Below are 20,371 nucleotides of genomic sequence, written 5' to 3'. Positions count from 1 at the left end.
GAAGGCTTACCGGGCTGTAATCAACGCCGTCCCTGACACGGCCACATCCGCGATGGTTGTGGGGCATAATCCGGACGTATCGTATCTGGCTGAGTTTCTGACGCACCAGAGCCTTGGATCGATGAGCAAAGGCGCGGTTATTGCCGTTACGTTCGAAAACCTGTCCTGGGCCGAAGTTTCTGGCCGAACGGGTAACGTAGCGTTTCAGATGGCTCCTAAAAAACTGCCTAACGATCAGTAAACTATTTAGAGTGGTGTCGGTTTCTCGAAATCGACACTCCGAAATGCATGTCGGGGTTTAAGAAACCGACACCACTGTTATGAATCGTAACCGACGTATTTTCATCATCGTTTTCATTGTTTTCACGGCCATCGTTGCCTTACTCGCTATCGATATGGCCAGTCGGACGACGGCTCCCTGGAACAAACCAAAGGAGTTGGAACGAGCTTTACCGACAGCCAGAGACGGAACGGCTATCGATACGATGGCGGCCGATACGTTGCTTGACCCATAAACTTTTATGTTGAATCTCTCTGCAGTACATCACATTGCCATTATCTGCTCCGATTATCCCGTTTCCAAACGGTTCTATACCGAAATTCTGGGACTGTCTGTGTTGGGTGAATATTATCGGGCTGAACGGCAGTCGTATAAGCTAGACCTTGCCCTGAACGGTCACTACGTTATTGAATTATTTTCATTTCCCGAGCCGCCAAAACGCCCGTCACGACCGGAAGCACTTGGGTTGCGCCATTTGGCGTTTGCTGTTGCTGATATCGATGCATCGGTTGCACATCTGACAGCGCACGGCGTCGTTACCGAACCTATCCGTGTGGATGAAACAACTGGTCGCCGTTTTACCTTCTTCGCCGATCCCGACGACTTACCCCTGGAGTTGTATGAGGCATAGGGGTAAAATACAGGGACTTTTTTCTTCTGCCCCGTGTCCTTACCCCTATGCCCTTAAACCATACCCGTCAGTGCACTAACCAGCGCATCAACATCGTCGGGCGTATTATAAAGATGGGGCGAGATACGTAGTACGCGCGCTCTGGCAGATACCGATACGTTCCGGTTCTGTAACGTCTGCTGAATAGTCATCGGATCGGCGTGGGAGGGGAGCCATAAGCCAACCAGATGATGGCAGCGGCCAACGTTGCCGTTTTCCGGTTCGATCTGACAACCTAGTCTCTCAAGGGTAGACCAGGCATCGGCCATTAGCGTTTGGGCATAGGCCTGAATGCGAGCCGGTTGCCAGTTAATCAGTTGAGTAAGTGAGGCTTCCAGCATGGGCATTTGCAAAAAATGCGTGTGTTCGCCGACGTTGTATCGATACGCTTTGGAACGGTATTCAGGCTGATAATCCATCAGGCGATGAAACTGATTGCTGTCGAGCCGGTTCATCCAGCTTTCCTCCAGCGGAACGCCATCGTCGAAAGCGGGGCCGTAATACGCCAGTCCAAGCGAGTAAGGGCCCATAAGCCATTTGTACCCAGCACATATGAGCGCATCCGGCTGGACTTTCATAAGGTCAAATGGTAAGGCGCCAATGGCCTGCGTTCCATCAATAACCAACCACGCTCCGACTTCACGGGCCCGCTGGCCAATGGCTTCCAGATCGAAGCGAATTCCGTACATCCAGTGTACCGGCGGTACGACAACCACTGCTGTTTCCGGGGTAATAGCGTCCAGAATACGCTCGTTCCAGGTAGGGCCTTTCGGGAATTCGTCAGGCATGCCAACGGTCATAACCGTCAGATTCAATTCATTGGAAACACGGTTCCAGGCGTACACGTCGCTGGGAAATTCGTCGTCAATCAGAACGATACGTTGCCCCGAACGGATACCCGGCTTTCTCGATAAGTTACGAGCTACAACAGCCATCCCGTACGAAACTGATGGAACAACAGCTATTCGGTCGGGGTCGGGCGTACCCTCGTGCTGGTTGTTGATGAGCAGTGAGAACAAAACCCGTACCCGAACTGCATCGCTAAAAAAATCATCGGGACGAAGTCCGAAGGGATTGGCCTGACGGGAGAGTGTTTCGTGACCGACCTGCTCAACCGCCCGACTGAAAGGAGCACGGGTAGCGCAGTTTAGATAATGAATACCTTCAGGAAGTGAAAACAGGTCTTTTTGTGCAGTAAGTTGATGATCGACTGTTGTCAGCATATTGAGTAGATTGATGTCGCTTTAACTAACAGCAACAACCAGGGAGTTCAAAGAAGCATGGTTTATTTTGACGGCAGCCGCACACGTATCGGTTTCTCAAAATCCGACTGCATAGATGGTGGAAGTTGAAATACTTCACCCCGTTGATTGCAAAAATAGAGATAAGAAGCCGAAGGCTGTCGGGCATTGCCATCCGCCCAAAGTGCGTAAAAATCAGGGTGAGCTGCCACCGGACGCCGGGGGTACGTCTGATTACGCTGGGCTGCCTGGGTAATGGCTTTTACTCTTTTCCAACTCTTTCCTTGATCTTTACTTTCCAGCAATACCAGATCACCACCCGTGCCGTACGGTTGAGGACCGGGTTCTGCCGGACCAATAATCCGCCAGGTGTTTCCCGTTACGTAGAGCGATCCCATGTCGTAATTATGGTCTGACGTAGCAACCGAATAGATAGACCACTGCTGGCCAGTCCAATGCGCTACATGCCATTCGTAAGGGCCATTTGCTGGACCGGGGTCTGGGCCTTTACTGGTAAGATAAAGAATCACTGGTTTGCCCGAGTCATCATAATTGACGTCAGATATGTAAGCATTCAGCCCCTGGCTTTTATAGTCTTTCACCAGAGCGGGATTGGCTATTTCTGTCACGGGCAGACGTATCGATTTACCATTAGCCGTGTGCCAGGTTTTTCCGAAATCATCTGTTTCGACGTAGTAAATATTCGTACGGTAGTCAAGGCCAGCGCCTACTTTGGTGTTCGGATGATAATTGAACGCGCTGCCTATTTTATTGCGCCACTGGCCAGAGCTTTGGTAGTGGCCTTCCTCGATGGTGGCAATATCCTGCCAGGACGACCACGTAACGCCATCGGCGCTGGTAATAGCCGATATGGTTCGTCGGGGCTTTGCGTCGCCATACGGTAGAACGCCCCGGTCGTAATGGGTCATCAGGTTGATAAAGCCTTTGTTTGGCTGGTAATACGTTTGCAGGTAAGAGAAATTATCGAATGGAACGGTTTGCCCTTTTTCGTTCAGTCGCGTTGCGTCGATTTTTTCAAATTCCTCAATAGTATAAGGATTGCGGCTGCGGTGAATGAACGAAGGACGCTCAGTTCCGTGCGAGGTAGAAAAGATCCAGATATAGCCCTGAGCGTCGAGCTGAATGACCGGGTTGTCGTGAGCGTCGTCCGTTTTTTTATTGAGTAGCAGAGTAGGTTTTGATACGTTACCAGACTTATGATCGAAAACGCCGACCATATGGCACAGCTCGCGTGATGTAGAGTCTGTTACGCCCCCATAACAGAAAAACGTTTTATTGACGGCTGGTGCATACACCGAAAATGGGTAGTGATTGGCCGGATACGTACCGAGTCCACCGCTGTATTTATAGGCGTATTCGTTTTTAGTAGGACCGATAAAATACCAAATTCCTTTATAGCCGACTGCTTTCTGATTTTGAGCTTGCTGAGCAGATACTACGTTTGTCAGACATAGAATCGCCAGAACGAGGGAGATCAATTTCATGTTGAATTAGGAGAGAGACCTGACTCATAAAGCCCTAGTAACGGCGCTTCATACTTCTTGGATGATACTCTTTTAGTGTCTGCTGGAGATAATCGCGGTCGAGATGGGTGTAAATTTCAGTTGTTGTAATGGATTCATGACCCAGCATTTGCTGAACGGCTCGCAGGTCGGCCCCTCCTTCAATGAGGTGCGTAGCAAATGAGTGCCGAAACGTATGCGGGCTAATCGTTTTTTTGATTCCTACGTCTGACACCAGTTTTTTTATCGTCGTAAAAACTGAGATTCGTGACAGTTGTTTTCCGCGCAGGTTCAGAAAAATAGTGTCTTCGTCGCCTTTCTGCACGTCGAGTTTACTACGTACATGTTCGACATAGATCCGGGTGTAATGCATGGCATCTTCGCCGATGGGAACCAGCCGAACCTTGTCGCCTTTGCCTAACACGCGCACAAAACCTTCCTGAAAATAACAATTGGTAAGCCGTAAATTGAGCAGTTCAGAGACACGCAGTCCCGAGCTGTACAACACTTCGAGCATGGCCCGATCGCGCGTGCCGCCGGGCGTCGACAGGTCGATAGCCGCCAGGATGTCTTCGATTTCCGGAAAACTTAACGTATCGGGAAGCTTACGTCCGAGTTTAGGCGCTTCCAGCAACTGGGTTGGGTCATGCTGGATCAGATTTTCGAGCAATAAATATTTGAAAAACGATTTCAATCCCGACAGCATTCGCGCCTGACTATGCGCCGATAAACCCAGCTCACCCAGGTATTTCAGGAAATTCATCAACTCCTTTTCCGTAACCTGCATGGGCGTTAGCTCGGGACTTGTCAGAAGCATATACTCATACAGTTTTTCGGCGTCGTGCAGATACGCTTCCACTGAATTTTCGGCCAGCGATCGTTCGAGTTTCAGGTAGTTCTTAAAGGCGTTTATATAACTTTGCCACATACGTAGTACCAACCGTGATGGTTGGCTAACATTAACTATTTTTCGTTGAGCCGACCTTGTCTGGTCGGTGCTGTCTTATGAAACAGATTCTGATTATTAACGGCCCGAACCTGAACCTGTTAGGCAAGCGTGAACCGACCATTTACGGGAATCGCTCGTTTGTTGATTACCTCAAAACCATCGAAGAGCTGTTCCCGGATGTGCAACTTCGGTATTTTCAGTCGAATCACGAAGGAGAATTAATCGATAAAATCCACGAACTGGGTTTTGACGTGGATGGTATCGTGATCAATGCAGGTGCTTACACGCATACCTCCATTGCCATTGCCGACGCATTGTCAGCCGTAACAGCACCCGCTGTTGAAGTGCATATTTCCAACGTACACGCCCGCGAATCGTTTCGGCATCACAGCTATCTGTCGGCCAAATGCAAAGGCGTTATTGTGGGACTGGGATTGACGGGGTATGAGTTAGCAGTACGTTATTTAATGAGTTATAAAGTTATAGAGTTATAAAGTTGTAAAGTTGACTGACGCAAACAATGTGCTAGTGTCAGCAACTCTATAACTCTACAACTCTATAACTATCCAACTACATGAACATGATTACATTCTATCCCGGTCCTTCTAAAGTTTATCCGCAGGTAGCTGATTATGCGGCTGATGCCATCCGCCAGGGTGTTGTTAGCCTGAATCATCGGAGCGCGGGCTTTATGGAGATCGTTAAAGAAACGATTCAACTGCTTCACGAAAAACTTGACATACCGGCCGATTACCACATTGCACTGGTTTCGTCGGCTACGGAATGCTGGGAAATTGTAGCGCAGTCGCTGACGGCCGAAGCCAGCTTACATCCGCATAGTGGTGCGTTTGGGAAGAAATGGGCGGAATATGCGTATCGAATCAAACCACCCATGAATCTGAGCGAAGCCGACGTACTGTGCATTGTTCAGAACGAAACCTCCAACGGTACGCAGGTCTCCATGCCGACACTGGCACAGTTCCGACGCGATTTTTCGGGGTTGATCGCCGTAGACGCCGTTTCGTCAATGGCGGGCATTGCATTCGACTGGTCACTGGCCGACGTCTGGTTCGCGTCCGTACAGAAATGTTTCGGGCTTCCGGCCGGACTGGCCGTACTGATTTATTCGCCAGCTGCGCTGAAGAAAGCTGAGCAAATAGGGGAGAATGCTCATTACAACAGTCTGCTGTTCATCCACGAAAATTTCTCAAAATTCCAGACACCTTATACGCCTAATGGATTAGGTATCTATCTGCTGATGCGCGTACTGCAACAGGTTCCGCCCATCAGAGCTGTAAACGCTACGACGAAAAAACGGGCTGCTGAATGGTACGCTTTTTTTGAAAATGAACTCGCTGGCTCACACGGTGCTGAGCCAAGGTTTAAATTACTGAATAGCGAAGCGGGCATTCGGTCGGATACCGTAATAGCGGTACAAGGTCCGGAGGCAGCTATAAAAGCGATAAAAACGGCTGCCCAACAAGTGGGCATTACGCTGGGAAATGGCTACGGCGACTGGAAAAACACTACGTTCCGGATTGCGAACTTCCCTGCCATTACAGATGAGGAGATTGAAACCTTAAAACAGTTTCTGCTGTCGTATCAGTAGGCTGCGCGGCCCTTCAAGCTACGTTCTATAAAGTCACGCTTATGCTCAATTTTAAAGAAATTGTTTCCGTTACGCTTATTCTGTTTTCGGTGATCGACGTAGTGGGGTCGTTGCCAGTGATTATTGATTTGCGCAAAAAGACGGGTAAGATTGAGTCGGAGCGCGCTACGTTTGCTTCGGGCGCGCTGATGATTTCGTTCCTGTTCCTGGGCGAACGAATTCTGAAACTTTTTGGCGTCGACGTAGCGTCCTTTGCGGTGGCAGGGGCACTCATTATATTCCTGATCGGCCTGGAAATGATTCTGGGACGTACCATTTTCAAGTCGGAGGTAACTACCGGGGGGGCTACGCACATTGTGCCAATCGCGTTTCCACTGATAGCGGGAGCCGGTACGTTAACAACCATTATTTCGCTACGTGCCGAATACCAGATCGTCAATATTATCATCGGAATCGTGCTGAACCTGATTCTGATCTACGTCGTACTGCGGTCGACTGGCTGGCTCGAAACCCGGCTCGGATCGGGTGGGCTGGAGGTACTCCGTAAAATTTTTGGTATCATTCTTCTGGCCATAGCCATCAAGTTATTCAAGACCAACCTGATTGCTGATTTTTAGCAATAGGGCTCTCCTGTGCAATTGGCTGGTTTCGTATCAGGCATAGTTATTTGCCACTATGCTAACCACCTGTTTTTGCTATTTTCCCCGTTTTCTAGGTAAAATCACGGTAAAATCATACGTAGATAAAACTATTTGTGCAGAAATGGGGGCATAGTCCCTAAAATTGTAATCCAATAATTTTTTGCGCTAAATATGGTATTTTACTGTACCAAACGAATTTAAATTATAATATTTCCGCAAAAACCATAAAAAATATGGTCTAAGCATTAGTTGGCATTTATATTTTATTGTAATGACGCATTATATTTGCTGAAAGTCTTGTTAGAAATACCCTATTCAAATAATTCATTTGTACATCATGGCAAAGGCGAAGTTAGAATACATTTGGCTCGATGGTTATAAACCCACCCAAAGCTTACGTTCAAAAACCAAAATTGAAGGTGATTTTTCTGGGAAACTAGAGGATTGCCCAATGTGGTCGTTCGATGGTTCTTCAACCGAGCAGGCTCCTGGCGGTTCGTCAGACTGCTTGTTAAAGCCGGTTTTCATTTGTCCGGACCCACAGCGTAAGAACGGCTACCTTGTCATGTGTGAAGTACTGAATGCAGATGGTACTGCTCACGAGTCGAATGGTCGTGCTACCATTGAAGATGATGATAATGACTTCTGGTTTGGCTTCGAGCAGGAATACTTCCTGTGGGACATGAGTATCGACAAACCACTAGGGTTTCCGGCTGAAGGTTTTCCGAAGCGGGGCCAGGGCCCTTACTACTGCTCGGTTGGTGCACAAAACGCCTATGGTCGTTATATCATCGAAGAACACCTTGACGCGTGCCTTGATGCGGGCCTGAACGTAGAAGGTATCAACGCTGAGGTGGCTACGGGTCAGTGGGAATTCCAGATTTTTGCAAAAGGTGCTAAAGAAGCTGGCGACCAGATTTGGGTAGCCCGTTATATTCTGGAACGTATCGGCGAAAAATACGGTATCTCCATCAACTGGCATTGCAAGCCGCTCGGCGCTACAGACTGGAACGGTTCAGGTATGCACGCTAACTTCTCGAACACTACGCTCCGCACGGCGGGTAGCAAAGAAGTTTACGCCAAAATCTGCGAATCGTTCGGCAAGACGCCAGAAGTTATCAAAGCGCACATCGCTGTATATGGCGCCGACAACGAGCAACGCCTGACCGGTAAGCATGAAACGCAGTCGATCGATCAGTTCTCGTACGGTGTTTCTGACCGGGGCGCTTCAATCCGTATTCCTATCGCTACGGTAGAACGTGGCTGGAAAGGCTGGCTGGAAGATCGTCGTCCGAACTCGGCGGCTGATCCTTACAAAGTAGCTGCCATCATTATCAAAACCGTGAAATCGGCTGACGTACTGGAAACAGCGTAAGCGATATTATATATGGATTACGAAAAAGCCACCTTTAATCGGGTGGCTTTTTTATTACGTCTACTTTGGGCGCTGGTTACCATTTGATTTGACCAACAGATAATCAAAAAGCCGGGCACAACACCCGGCTTTTTGATAGGTATTCATTATGTTATTTGCCCACTGGCACAGCAACGCTCTCAGACTGATATTTATACCAGTATTCAATCAGGTCAGCCACTAAACCTGTCCAGCCAGTTTGGTGACTCGCACCTAATCCCATACCGTTATCGCCGTTGAAGTATTCGTAGAACAGGTAAAGTCCCTGAAAATTAGGATCTTCCTGTTGCTTCTTATCCTGACCGTAAGCCGCAATATGACCAGATTCGTCGCGCCGGAAGATATTCATCAGTCGCTCGGTTACCTGCATGGCCGCTTCCTTCAGACTCATTACCTGTCCCGAATTTGTTGGATATTCAACCTCAAAATCATCGCCGTAGTACTGGTAAAATTTCAGCAGCGAATCAATTAGGGGAAAGTTGAGCGGAAACCAGATCGGACCCCGCCAGTTGGAGTTGCCACCAAACATGCTCAGTTCCGACTCGGCCGCAACGTAGCGTACCTGGAAGATCTCGCTGTTCAGTTCGAACTGGTACGGTGTTTTCTCATGGAATTTGGACAGTGCGCGGATGCCGTAATCTGACAGGAACTCCGTTTCATCGAACATCCGTTTCAGAATCATTTTCATTCGATGCCCACGTAGTAAACTCAGCAGGTGCGTCTCGCCTTTACCCGGCTCATGCCAGCGTGAAATCAGTGAAGCCAGATCAGGGCGGTTGGTGAGCACCCACTCAACCCGGCGTTTGAAATCCGGTAGTTTGGATAGGAGCGATTCGTCCAGGATTTCGACGGCAAAAAGAGGAATAAGACCCACCATTGAGCGAATTTTCAGCAGTCGGGCGTTATGGTCGGGCATGTGCAGTACGTCGTAATAGAACTGATCTACCTCGTCCCACAGGCTGATATTTTTTCCGCCCAGGTTGTTCATAGCCGACGCGATGTGCAGGAAATGTTCAAAAAATTTGCTGGCCATATCCTGATAACTCGGGCGCGTCAGCGAAATCTCACAGGCGATACGTAGCATATTGAGCGTGTACATGGCCATCCAGCCCGTGCCATCCGCCTGTTCAATACGTCCACCCATAGGCAGTGGCTGACTCCGGTCAAATACTCCAATGTTATCCAGACCCAGGAAGCCACCCCCGAAAATATTGTTGCCCGATACGTCTTTGCGGTTGACCCACCACGTAAAATTGAGCAGCAATTTATGGAACACACGCTCCAGAAAGTTGACATCGCCAACGCCGTTCATTTCACGATCAATTTCATAAACTTTCCAGCAGGCCCAGGCATGAACGGGTGGGTTTACATCCCCAAAATTCCACTCATAAGCCGGAATCTGACCGTTCGGGTGCATGTAGTACTCACGCAGAATAACCGCCAGCTGTCGTTTGGCGAAATGAGGGTCGAGCCGGGCCAGCGTTAATGTATGAAAGGCCAGATCCCAGGCCGCAAACCAGGGATACTCCCATTTGTCGGGCATGGAGAGAATGTTGGCCGTGTACATATGCCGCCAGGTTTCGTTACGGGCATATACACGCCCCTGAAACGGAACGGGCATTTTCGGGTCACCCTTCAGCCACTCATTTACGTTGTAATAATAGAATTGCTTGTTCCAGAGCATGCCCGCATACGCCTGCCGCTGAATGGCCATCAGTTCAGGGTCGGTAACATTTTTCTGCAAATCAGCATAAAATGCATTCGCTTCTGACAGGCGCTTGTCCCAGATCGTATCGAAGTCGGCGAAAGGCTGGGCCTGAGTTGTCTGATCACTGAAACGTAGTCTGATACTTACGCTGCCGCCTGCAGGCACTTTCCGGGTGTATTGTGCCGATGCTTTTGTGCCGATCTGATTCGGATTGACAAAGTTTTTTTTGCCCCCCGATACGATGTAATTGTTAATTCCATCTTTGGGGTATTTCGATACGTTAGGTCGCCCGTACAGCCGCTCCGTGTTCGTTTCATTATCGCAGAAAAGCAGCGCATCGGCGCCTTCGCAGTAGAGCTTGTATTTGCCCAACTGCTTATGATTTACTTCGATCAGGTTGTTCGCAATGCCATTGAGCATAGGGCGGGCATTGTACTGCTCATACCCCCACGACCACGTATTACGGAACCAGATGGTAGGAAGAAGTGTAAGAGGGGCTTCTTTCGCCGAACGGTTATGGGCAGTAATGGTTACAAGCCAGTCGTTCTGATCCGCTTTGGCATATTCAATGAAAATATCGAAATATTCATCCTGTTCGAAAATGCCTGTGTCTGTCAACTCAAACTCCGGTGCCTGCCGGTCGCGACGCATGGTCTCAATAACCAGCCGGTTATAAGGAAACTCCTGTTGCGGATACTTATAAAGCATTTTCATATAGGAGTGCGTCGGTGTACTGTCTAAATAATAGTACAGTTCCTTTACGTCCTCACCATGATTCCCTTCCGGCCCTGAGAGACCAAAAAGCCGCTCTTTCAAGATATTGTCTTTATGGTTCCAGAAGGCCAGCGCAAAACAGATATGACCTTTATTGTCGGAAATACCGCCAATTCCTTCTTCGCCCCATCGGTAAGCGCGGGAGCGGGCCATGTCGTGCGTAACGAAATTCCAGGCATCGCCATAAGGGCTATAGTCTTCACGAACAGTGCCCCAGGCCCGTTCAGAAAGATAAGGTCCCCATTTTTTCCAGCCCTTATTATCAGCTCGTTCGTAAATGCGTGCGCGTTCTGCTAAACTCATAAAGAAATGTCTATTTTACGGTAAGTACATCGACAGTGGGAATGTAGGCACCAAATATAGTATGCATGCTGAGTATTATTTACTAAAGACTTTCATATTTCCCTTAATCCCAATGTCTGTTGCGTAGTTATTTAGTAAAAGGATAGATTAAATTGATACTTATTAACCTGTGGTGACGAATACTGTTTACGGGCATACCTACTTACTTTTAATAAGCGATTAATTCACCAGTAGAGAATAGACCATTTGATCTGATTATGAATCTTGATTGTGGTTACTTTCAACTCCGAACCTGGCAATTAACTGACGCCAAAACGTTAACTGGTCACGCAAACAACCGGGCAATCTGGGTAAATCTGCGTGATCGTTTCCCGCATCCTTATACGCAGGCCGATGCCGAATGGTGGGTTCAATATGCCTCCGACAAGGCGCCTACATCCAATCTGGCCATTGACGTAAACGGCGAAGCAGTAGGGAGTATTGGCCTGGAGTTTCATACGGACATTGAACGATGCTCGGCGGAAATCGGGTATTGGTTAAGTGAACAATACTGGGGAAAAGGCATCATGACAACGGCTCTTTCTGCTATTACGGATTATGCTTTCGCTCAGTTTGAATTAACCCGGATTTATGCTGTCCCCTTTACCCATAACAAAGCGTCTATCCGTATTCTGGAAAAAGCGGGTTACCAGCGCGAAGGATTAATGCGACGTAGCGTCATCAAAGATGGCGTTGTTCTGGATCAGTTCCTGTATGCGTACGTAGTGTGAAGAAGAGGGCTTTACTTTTTTACAGCTGCCAGTACGCGCTTGATCAGCTCGTTTGGATTGCCGTTGTGCCACCGCCAGACTATCACAATATCATGTTCCGGATCGACCCAGATGGTATTTGAGCCAGCACCAATGGCAGCAAAACTCGTGGCAGGGGCGTCAGGCCAGGCTTTCTTGCCTGTTGAACTGGTCCCGGTGTTCAGCCACCACAGATAGCCGTAATCGGGCCCGAATGGACTTGACGTTGTGGCCTGTTTGACCCAGTCTGGCGAGACGATCTGGCGGTTGCCCCAACGGCCCTGTCGCAGAAACAGATACCCAAAACGGGCCTCGTCGCGGGTATTGATCCATAAACCACCGCCCCAGCGAGTGCCACCACTCACCGAAGGCATTTGCTTCCCGTCGACATCGGCAATAGCATTCGGATACGTAACGTAGCGCCACGTATCCGACGCACCAATTGGGTTCATGATTTCATCGCGTACTACGTCGGGAATTGGTTTCTTCCACAAACGTAGCAGCGAAAGAGCCAGACGATTGATCCGTACGTCGTTGTACTCGTAATACGTTCCGGGCTTTTGCAGCGTACGCGGTTTGCGTTCCCCTCTGCCGAATGCTTCCTTGCCGACAAAATCACTGTTCTTTCCCCATAACGTGCCTTCCCACTCGCTGGTTTGGGTAAGGTGGTTTTCCCACGTAATGGCCCGGTTCTGCTCCGAATCGTAGCCGCCGTCGTGGATAAGTTTTGCAACGGGATCGTGAATATCCGGAATCATTCCCCGCTCGATGGTTATTCCGGCTACGGTCGATAATACGCTTTTGGCTACGCTGTAGGTTGGATCGGGCTGCTGCGTATCCCCCCATTCGGCTACGATGTAGCCATGACGGAGTATGATACCGTTTGTGGCGGCCCGGCTTTTGGGCATTGGACCGAGGAGTTTACCGAAAATTTCTTCCTGCGTCGAAAAGTCACGCGGCATCTGGGTGGTTTCCTGGGTTTTGGCAAACGCAACAGCCTCATCGAGCAACGTAGCATCCATACCTACTTTTTCGGGAGATTGATGCGTCCAGTTATCCCCTTTGGGCGGAAAATAAATGGTAGACGTAGTGGGTTGGCGGTGGCAGGCAGTCAGTGCTGCGAGCACTAACGTATAGAGCGTAAGTTTTTTAAAGAAAAGAGGTTTCATGCTGTAGGTAGCTAATTGCAGGTAGTATTCAAATAGGCCAGACAATCCGAAGCCGAAGGTAAGATAAATAATCGCGGGGTTGCACTCCCGGGAGCACTGTCAGTTAGCGAAACCTTCGTTATTTTGCTGCACACATTTCAGGTAGGTTACTTTTTATGCATATTCTCATCGTTGAAGATGAAGCGTCGATTGCCTCGTTTTTGCGGAAAGGGTTAGAGGCAAACGGATTTATGGTTCAGGTTGCTGCTGACGGGCTAACGGGCCAGAAATTAGCACTGGATCAACCGTTTGATCTGATCATTGCCGACATTAATATGCCCCGGCTAAATGGGCTGGATATGGTAGCCTCGTTACGTAAGCAGGGCGTAGAAACGCCAATACTAGTGCTGACGGCCTTCGGAACAACGCCTGATATTGTCGCGGGTTTAGATGTTGGCGCCGATGATTATTTAGTCAAACCCGTACCGTTCGAAATCCTGATGGCACGCATACGCGCCTTAACACGACGGCACACGGGCCATTTGCAGGCCGAAACCACCTTAGCGGTGGGCGATCTGGTTCTGAATCTCGAGCAACGTAGTGTTCGGCGCGGTAACCGGGATATTCCTTTGACTACCAAAGAATTTCAACTGCTGGAATTTCTGATGAGGAACAAAGGCCACGTTGTGTCCAGAGCGGCCATTGCTGAACAAGTGTGGGATATGCAGTATTCCATGAGTAGCAATTCCATTGAAGTGTATGTTGGGTTGTTGCGTAAGAAAATAGATCAGGCTGGTGCCCCACGGCTTATTCATACCGTGGTGGGTGGTGGATACGTACTACGTGAGCCGTAAATGGGTGAGAATAGCCATTGCTAGAGGAAAACGGTCCATCCTTCATCGGAAGCCGAGCTCTATCGTACTTGACTGACAGTAAGAGTATGGACATAATCATTACGCACCAATGACCAAAAAAACAGCCATCCTGACCGGGTTTGTTCTGGTTAAGTTTGTTTTGCAGTACGTCCTGATCAGTCCGGAATACGATTTACACCGGGATGAGTACCTGCACCTCGATCAGGCGAGCCATCTGGCCTGGGGCTACTTGTCCGTTCCGCCGGTTACGTCCTGGATTTCCTGGATTATCAAAGGGCTGGGCAATTCCGTGTTTTGGGTCAGGTTTTTCCCTGCTTTGTTCGGCGCGTTGACCATGGTTGTGGTCTGGAAAGCGATTGACGAATTGAACGGAAACCTAGCGGCCCTGATTATGGGAGCTACGGGCGTATTGTTCTCCGTCTTGCTGAGGCTCAACATTCTCTATCAGCCTAACACATTAGACGTTCTGTGCTGGACGGCCCTGTACTACGTCCTGATCAAATTCATCAACATGCAAAAAGCGCAGTGGCTCTACGCCGGAGCCATCGTTTTTGCGGTTGGGTTTCTGAACAAATACAACATCGTCTTTCTACTGGTCGGATTTGTGCCAGCATTGCTGCTAACCCGGCAACGGAAACTTCTGCTCACCCCCCACGTGTTAGGAGCTGGTTTGCTGGCTTTCCTGCTGATTCTGCCCAATCTGCTATGGCAATACAATAATCAGTTTCCAGTGTTATTTCACATGAAAGAACTGGCCGAGAAGCAACTGGTCAATGTCGACAGAGGTGCGTTTCTGAAAGCGCAACTGCTATTTTTCCTCGGTTCCTTGCCGGTTATCATCGCTGGAGTATGGAGTTTGCTGGTGTACAGGCCGTTTGAAAAGTACAGATCCTTTGCCTGGTCTATTGGCCTGACGCTGGGCGTTTTTCTGTATCTGAAAGCCAAAGATTACTACGCCATTGGGCTGTATCCTATTTACCTGGCATTCGGCTCGGTGTATATTGCCAACCAGCTGCAAACGGGCTGGAAACGGTATCTGCTACCGGCGATTATAGCCCTGCCGGTGTTGTCGTTTATTCCGATGTATCAGGTAGCCTTTCCAAATAAGAGCCCTGACTATATCGTAAGCCACCGCGATACGTATCAGAAGTTGGGGCAACTGCGCTGGGAAGATGGCAAAGACCATGCCCTGCCCCAGGACTATGCCGATATGCTGGGCTGGAAAGAGCTGGCGGCCAAAGTTGACAAGGTTTACGCCACCCTTCCCGGCAATACGCTGGTTCTGTGCGACAATTACGGCCAGACGGGAGCTATCAATTTTTACACCAAACAAGGTATCCAGGCCGTATCGTTCAATGCCGATTATCTTAACTGGTTTAAGCTCGACGAGCCCTACCCGAACTTAATCCGGGTGAAGGAGGCTGAGAATAGCCGGGATGAACTGCACGAAACCGGGGACTTTTTTCGTAGCTCGCAGGCCGCCGACTCTATCACTACTCCATTTGCCAGAGAAAAGGGCACTACCATTTTCGTCTTCACCGGTGCCAAGATTGACATTCGCCATCGTCTCAAACGTGAAATTGACGAGACGAATAACAAACGCCGATAAAAACCAGCATCGATTCTTACCGCTCCAGCTTAAAACCTTCATCCAGCCGAACGCGTTGCGGGCGATTGGCTACATCCCATCCGGTAAGATAAATCCATTTGGCGATGCGCGTTACTTTCCGCGTGTCGATACGGTCGGGTTCGTCTTTGGGCGTATGGTAATCGGGGTGGAGCAACGTAGTAAACGCAATGGCCGGTACGTTGGCGCGGGCGTAGGGGAGGTGGTCGGAGCGGAAATACCAGCCTTCCGGATGATCGGGTTTGTCCCAGAGCGTATCCAGTTTGAAATGCGCTTCCGCCTGATTGACAGCCAGCGCTGCGTTGACCAGATCCGTCGAATTTCGATGCGGAGGCTGCTGGCCCAGAATACACGCACTGTCGGGCGCGTTACGTCCAATCATCTCGGCATTTAGCACCGCAACAATCGATTCTTTCGGTACGGTCGGTTTATCGACGTAATAGCGTGACCCCAGCAAACCGCGTTCTTCGGCTCCGTGAAAGACGAACAGCGCCGACCGCTTGCCCGGTTGTTTGACGAAGGCCCGCCCAATAGCCATTGTGGCCACGCAGCCGCTGGCGTTATCGTCAGCACCGTTCCAGATCGAATCGCCCGCTACAGCCCGCCGAACACCATCGTGGTCCTGATGTGTACTAAACAATACGTATTCATTTTTGAGCGTCGGGTCGGTGCCCGGTACTTTCGCAACAATATTGACGGACGGGTAATTGAAACTCTCTACGTTCACTACGTTCGTAAACTGCTGACCGGGTTGTTTAATCCAGTCCAGCGCGCTGGCCGGAAGCCATACGGTAGGCGCTTGTGAAAACACACGCGTATTCGTTCCGCCCGGTAAGTCATAACGTCCGCGCTCGAGGCCGGTTGTCCACCGGTCGAAATAAAACTGAGCATCTGCATTCGAAATCCAGATAACGGCCAGCGCTCCTGCTTTTACCAGCTCAGCGGCCCGGCGGGTCATGGTGCCCGTTAAAAAACGCCGGTAGCTTAGTTCCGCGGGGGGTGTTCCAGAAAACTCCAGCGCTACGGCCTTTCCTTTTATATCTGCCTTCGCCAGCTCGTCGTGGGTACCTTTGCCCACATACACAAGCGGAGCATCGACCGAAGCAATAGCCGGGGCCAGAATAAATGCATCCTGCCCATGCGTCAGTTGATGCGTACCAATATTCAGACGGCTGGTTTCGGTGATACGGGTGCGCTGAATATGGAAAAACTGAAAGAACGTACCGTCGTCGCCAGCCGGTTGCAGGCCCATCGCCCGGAGTTGATCCGCAATCCACACAGAAGCTTTCAGTTCATCGAGGGAACCCCCTTCGCGACCCCGAAAATGATCGCCTGCCAGCGCAAACAGGTCGCGCTTGATATCGCTTTCCTGAATGGCCGATGCGGCATTAATTGTTTTTGTTACGTTGCTTTTCGATTGACTATATCCGGCAACAGGTATGAGTGCCGCCAGCATGACAACGCGCAATAGAGACTGAATTTTCGGTTTGTTGAGATAATTCATAGTTGTCGTATTCGTTTGAGCAAATTTACGCAGAGACGCAGGGTTTTACGTCTCGGCGTGCGAAAAACGCTATCTTGGACAAACAAATACCCTGTCATGAAAAAACAACTCCTCTTTTATATTAGTCTTGCCAGTATTTACGGAATACAGCCGATTGTCGCTCAATCGAGAAAAACGACGGCTGATCCGACTGCCCGTTACGATGCCTATGTGCAGCAGGCCGTCAGGGAATGGCGCGTACCCGGATTGACCGTTACAGTCGTGAAAGATGGTAAAGTTCTTTTCAAGAAAGGCTATGGTATTCGGGAACTGGGCAAGTCTGACCCTGTCAATACGCAGACACTCTTCGCCATGGCCTCAACGACCAAAGCCATGACAGCCGCTTGCCTGGGAATGCTCGTTGACGAAGGAAAACTACGTTGGGATGATCCCGTGACGAACTACCTACCAGCTTTTCAGCTTTACGATCCGGCTGTTACGCGTGAACTGCGGGTGCGCGATCTGCTGACGCACAACACAGGTGTCGGTAATGCCGATATGCTCTGGGCTGGTATGCAGATTTCGCAGGATGAAATTCTTCAGCGGATGCGGCTCGTAAAGCCATCTTACTCGCTACGTGCCGGGTTTATTTATCAGAATGTCATGTATCTGGCGGCAGGGAAAGTGATCGAAAACATAAGCGGTGTACCCTGGGACGTATTTATCCGCACCCGAATTTTTGAGCCGTTGGGAATGGTACGTACTAAAGCGCTTTTTAAAGACGTAACGGACCTGAATCGCGCGAAACCACACATCGAGATTAACGACACAATTCGGTTCGTAAACAGCGTAAAAGAAGAAGGGCTTGTCGATGCCGTTGGTCCGGCCGGATCTGTATGGACGTGTCCCGACGACGTAACGGCCTGGATGCAGTGTATGCTCGACAGTGCCCGATATGGAGGCAAAACCTTACTAAAGCCAGCTACCTGGGCTGAACTTTTTAAGCCACAGACCCTTGTTACGGATGCCGAATTCTACCCGACGCAGCAACTGACAAAACCCGTCTGGAAAACCTACGGCTTAGGATGGTTCCAGCACGACTATCGGGGGCACCGCGTAAATTTTCATACGGGTAGCCTGACGGGTATGATCGCGATTCATGGGCAATTACCCGATCAGAAACTGGCCGTCTATGTGCAGGGCAATCTTGACCATACCGAACTACGTCATGCGCTCATGTACCGGGCTTTCGATGAGTTTGCGTTGGGGGTTTCGCACGACTGGAGCGCTGATTTTCAGAAACTTTATGAGGGAATCAAGCAAAGCAGAAAGCTGGCCGAACGGAGAGCGGATAGTACCCGTATACTCAATACAGAGCCATCTATGGCACTAACGGCCTACGTAGGAACGTACACCGATCCATTTTATGGTAAAGCCGACGTAACACTTCAGAATGGCTCACTTCGGGTGTCGCTGAATGACATGATGACTGGTAAGCTCGAACACTGGAATTATGATACGTTCCGGCTAACGTATGATCAATTCTGGAATGGTCACGATCCAGTCAGCTTTACCCTCAATTCGCAGGGCAGAGTTGGCGCGTTACGTTGGGGTGGCGCTGAACTAACCAAGGTTCCTGAAGCAACGGAAAAAAGTGCATCGGTGCGGTGAAAGTGATGGGAAGGTTCCCAATTTTTTTAAAATCTTTTTAGGTTGTGGAAACGATTTGCAAAATTTAAATGTATATACATCAAATACCTTAACACGAAATAAATCATTGCACTTATGGCAACTGAAGCAGCAACCACCACAACCTGGGCTATTGACCCAACCCACTCAGAAGTACAGTTCAAAGTAAAACACCTGGTTATCTCAACCGTAACAGGCTCATTTGGCCAGTTCGAAGGACAGGTTGAAACGACTGGCGATGATTTTGCCAGCGCCAAAATTTCGTTCTCTGCGGATATCGACAGCATTAGTACGAATCAGGAACAGCGTGATACTCACCTCAAGTCAGCGGATTTCTTCGACGCAGCAAATTTTCCTAAACTAACGTTCACGTCAACAAGCATCAATAAAACTGGTGACGATACGTACACAATCGTAGGGGATTTGACGATTCGGGGCACAACCAAACCTGTAACCCTAAAAGCTGAATACGGCGGTCAAATGCAGGATTTCTACGGGCAAACAAAAGCTGGTTTTGAACTGACCGGCACGATCAAACGGAAAGAGTTTGGTCTGACCTGGGATGGCGTAACGGAAGCGGGTGGAGTTGTTGTAAGCGACGATGTTAAACTGGTTATGAACATCCAGGTAACTAAGCAGGCATAAACTCGTTCAGAGTTTTTAACGGTTGAATAGCAAAGCCGTGTCAGAATCTACTGACACGGCTTTGCTATTCAACCGCGGTCAATCGGATTTACGTCCCGGCTATTACGCTGACATCGTTATTTTCGATCCGGCGACCATTGCCGACAAAGCTACCTTCGTAGCGCCATTTCACTACGCAACAGGTGTTCAGCACGTATTGATTAACAATAAACTTGTGCTGAAATATGTCGAACATATAGCTGTTTTTACGGGACGAGCACCGGTAAGGAAAAAATAATTGCGGTCACCTTACCAGCATAAGCTTTCCCCGTAGCACAGGTCGGGCGGGAGCCGTACGCACGATATAGGCATAAACGCCACCCGGCAATGATACACCGTTTAGCGTACCGTCGAACGGGTTTGTATAACCTTTCCCGGATGAGTAAATCACCTCGCCCCATCGATTGAAAATAGTTACAATCGCATCAGGGAAAGCTTCTATGCCGGGTAGATCCCAGACATCATTGAGGCCATCGCCATTCGGTGAGAATGCGTCAGGTACCCATACGCCCGCGTAAACCGTAATACGAATGGTATCTCTGGCTTCGCAGCCCGTATTGTTTTTAACATTGATGGTGTACGTGATGTCATTGGCAATATCCATAACCGTCGGATTGGCAAGGCTTGGATTGTCCAGATTGGTAGAGGATGCCCATTGGAACTGGTTCGGATTTCCTGTATAAACCGGATTCATCGTGAACGTATTGCCTTTGTAAGTCGTCATGGAATCCGTTAACTGAATCGTCGGTATAGGTGCGACGACGGCCATACGACTCGCTACCGTTCCGGCACACTCAGGAGCGGCTTTAACCGTGTAGGTTACTGAATGATCGCCAACACCGGCTAGTGTCGGACTGAATTCATTCTCAGTTACGCCGACACCGGCAAATTCGCCACCCGGCGGGCTACCCTTCAAGGTTGAAATGGGTGAATTTGGGCCACAGACGCCCGGAATGGAATCGAGT

General features: G+C 49.4%; 19 protein-coding genes and 1 pseudogene. 13 read left to right on the top strand and 7 right to left on the bottom strand.

Going from position 1 to position 20,371, the window contains the following annotated elements:
- From ACOJS8_RS04265 to ACOJS8_RS04255, 3 genes and pseudogenes are all read left to right on the top strand, one after another.
- A pseudogene (locus tag ACOJS8_RS04265) lies at positions 1 to 241 on the top strand (phosphohistidine phosphatase); the annotation flags it as partial.
- A gap of 79 nt (positions 242 to 320) precedes the next feature.
- Positions 321 to 515, top strand: coding sequence for a hypothetical protein (locus ACOJS8_RS04260; RefSeq protein ID WP_420147289.1), 195 nt, complete (start codon positions 321 to 323; stop codon positions 513 to 515).
- Positions 516 to 521: 6 nt separating this feature from the next.
- Positions 522 to 911: a VOC family protein gene (locus ACOJS8_RS04255; protein ID WP_420147288.1), complete on the top strand. Its 390-nt coding sequence runs from the start codon at positions 522 to 524 to the stop codon at positions 909 to 911.
- Positions 912 to 964: 53 nt separating this feature from the next.
- On the opposite strand, the gene ACOJS8_RS04250 is transcribed toward ACOJS8_RS04255, so the two are convergent.
- The 3 genes from ACOJS8_RS04250 to xerD all read right to left on the bottom strand — a co-directional run bounded on the left by ACOJS8_RS04250 (position 965) and on the right by xerD (position 4,642).
- Complete coding sequence (locus ACOJS8_RS04250; RefSeq protein WP_420147287.1) at positions 965 to 2,173, bottom strand: aminotransferase class V-fold PLP-dependent enzyme; 1,209 nt, start codon at positions 2,171 to 2,173, stop codon at positions 965 to 967.
- 62 nt (positions 2,174 to 2,235) lie between these two features.
- Positions 2,236 to 3,696: a BNR-4 repeat-containing protein gene (locus ACOJS8_RS04245; protein ID WP_420147286.1), complete on the bottom strand. Its 1,461-nt coding sequence runs from the start codon at positions 3,694 to 3,696 to the stop codon at positions 2,236 to 2,238.
- 34 nt (positions 3,697 to 3,730) lie between these two features.
- Complete coding sequence (gene xerD, locus ACOJS8_RS04240; RefSeq protein WP_420147285.1) at positions 3,731 to 4,642, bottom strand: site-specific tyrosine recombinase XerD; 912 nt, start codon at positions 4,640 to 4,642, stop codon at positions 3,731 to 3,733.
- Positions 4,643 to 4,719: 77 nt separating this feature from the next.
- On the opposite strand from xerD, the gene aroQ reads away from it, so the two are divergent.
- The 4 genes from aroQ (at position 4,720) to ACOJS8_RS04220 (ending at position 8,288) form a co-directional block, all read left to right on the top strand.
- Positions 4,720 to 5,157 carry a type II 3-dehydroquinate dehydratase gene (gene aroQ / locus ACOJS8_RS04235; protein WP_420147284.1) on the top strand — a complete coding sequence of 146 codons (438 nt, stop codon included), beginning with the start codon at positions 4,720 to 4,722 and terminating at the stop codon, positions 5,155 to 5,157.
- 86 nt (positions 5,158 to 5,243) lie between these two features.
- Entirely contained in the window at positions 5,244 to 6,272 is a 1,029-nt protein-coding gene (locus ACOJS8_RS04230) for an aminotransferase class V-fold PLP-dependent enzyme (RefSeq protein WP_420147290.1), read from the top strand.
- A 41-nt stretch (positions 6,273 to 6,313) separates the two neighbouring features.
- Entirely contained in the window at positions 6,314 to 6,889 is a 576-nt protein-coding gene (locus tag ACOJS8_RS04225) for a MarC family protein (protein WP_420147283.1), read from the top strand.
- 361 nt (positions 6,890 to 7,250) lie between these two features.
- Positions 7,251 to 8,288, top strand: coding sequence for a glutamine synthetase beta-grasp domain-containing protein (locus tag ACOJS8_RS04220; RefSeq protein ID WP_420147282.1), 1,038 nt, complete (start codon positions 7,251 to 7,253; stop codon positions 8,286 to 8,288).
- Between the two features lie 151 nt (positions 8,289 to 8,439).
- On the opposite strand, the gene ACOJS8_RS04215 is transcribed toward ACOJS8_RS04220, so the two are convergent.
- A complete protein-coding gene (locus tag ACOJS8_RS04215; protein WP_420147281.1) occupies positions 8,440 to 11,112 on the bottom strand; it encodes an MGH1-like glycoside hydrolase domain-containing protein in 2,673 nt (890 codons plus the stop codon).
- 257 nt (positions 11,113 to 11,369) lie between these two features.
- Between ACOJS8_RS04215 and ACOJS8_RS04210 the strand changes: the two genes are divergently transcribed.
- Complete coding sequence (locus ACOJS8_RS04210; RefSeq protein ID WP_420147280.1) at positions 11,370 to 11,882, top strand: GNAT family N-acetyltransferase; 513 nt, start codon at positions 11,370 to 11,372, stop codon at positions 11,880 to 11,882.
- Positions 11,883 to 11,893: 11 nt separating this feature from the next.
- On the opposite strand, the gene ACOJS8_RS04205 is transcribed toward ACOJS8_RS04210, so the two are convergent.
- Positions 11,894 to 13,069 (bottom strand): serine hydrolase domain-containing protein, encoded by a 1,176-nt coding sequence (locus ACOJS8_RS04205; protein ID WP_420147279.1) that lies wholly within the window; start codon positions 13,067 to 13,069, stop codon positions 11,894 to 11,896.
- A gap of 155 nt (positions 13,070 to 13,224) precedes the next feature.
- Between ACOJS8_RS04205 and ACOJS8_RS04200 the strand changes: the two genes are divergently transcribed.
- The gene (locus ACOJS8_RS04200; RefSeq protein ID WP_420147278.1) at positions 13,225 to 13,902 is read left to right on the top strand and encodes a response regulator transcription factor; all 678 of its coding nucleotides are present in this window, start codon (positions 13,225 to 13,227) and stop codon (positions 13,900 to 13,902) included.
- Positions 13,903 to 14,011: 109 nt separating this feature from the next.
- Positions 14,012 to 15,532 (top strand): glycosyltransferase family 39 protein, encoded by a 1,521-nt coding sequence (locus ACOJS8_RS04195; protein WP_420147277.1) that lies wholly within the window; start codon positions 14,012 to 14,014, stop codon positions 15,530 to 15,532.
- A gap of 16 nt (positions 15,533 to 15,548) precedes the next feature.
- On the opposite strand, the gene ACOJS8_RS04190 is transcribed toward ACOJS8_RS04195, so the two are convergent.
- Positions 15,549 to 17,054: a M28 family peptidase gene (locus ACOJS8_RS04190; RefSeq protein WP_420147276.1), complete on the bottom strand. Its 1,506-nt coding sequence runs from the start codon at positions 17,052 to 17,054 to the stop codon at positions 15,549 to 15,551.
- Between the two features lie 96 nt (positions 17,055 to 17,150).
- Between ACOJS8_RS04190 and ACOJS8_RS04185 the strand changes: the two genes are divergently transcribed.
- The 3 genes from ACOJS8_RS04185 (at position 17,151) to ACOJS8_RS04175 (ending at position 19,644) form a co-directional block, all read left to right on the top strand.
- On the top strand, positions 17,151 to 18,704 hold the full coding sequence (locus ACOJS8_RS04185; RefSeq protein ID WP_420147275.1) for a serine hydrolase: 1,554 nt from the start codon (positions 17,151 to 17,153) through the stop codon (positions 18,702 to 18,704).
- Between the two features lie 114 nt (positions 18,705 to 18,818).
- On the top strand, positions 18,819 to 19,367 hold the full coding sequence (locus ACOJS8_RS04180) for a YceI family protein (RefSeq protein WP_420147274.1): 549 nt from the start codon (positions 18,819 to 18,821) through the stop codon (positions 19,365 to 19,367).
- A gap of 37 nt (positions 19,368 to 19,404) precedes the next feature.
- Complete coding sequence (locus ACOJS8_RS04175; protein ID WP_420147273.1) at positions 19,405 to 19,644, top strand: hypothetical protein; 240 nt, start codon at positions 19,405 to 19,407, stop codon at positions 19,642 to 19,644.
- Positions 19,645 to 19,650: 6 nt separating this feature from the next.
- Here ACOJS8_RS04175 and ACOJS8_RS04170 read toward each other — a convergent pair.
- Positions 19,651 to 20,371: gliding motility-associated C-terminal domain-containing protein (locus ACOJS8_RS04170; protein ID WP_420147272.1), on the bottom strand; the 721-nt coding region annotated here is incomplete at its 5' end.

Origin of the sequence: Spirosoma sp. (assembly GCF_048594605.1) — a bacterium.
GTDB lineage: Bacteria > Bacteroidota > Bacteroidia > Cytophagales > Spirosomataceae > Spirosoma.
This window is presented reverse-complemented; position numbering and strand designations above follow the sequence as displayed.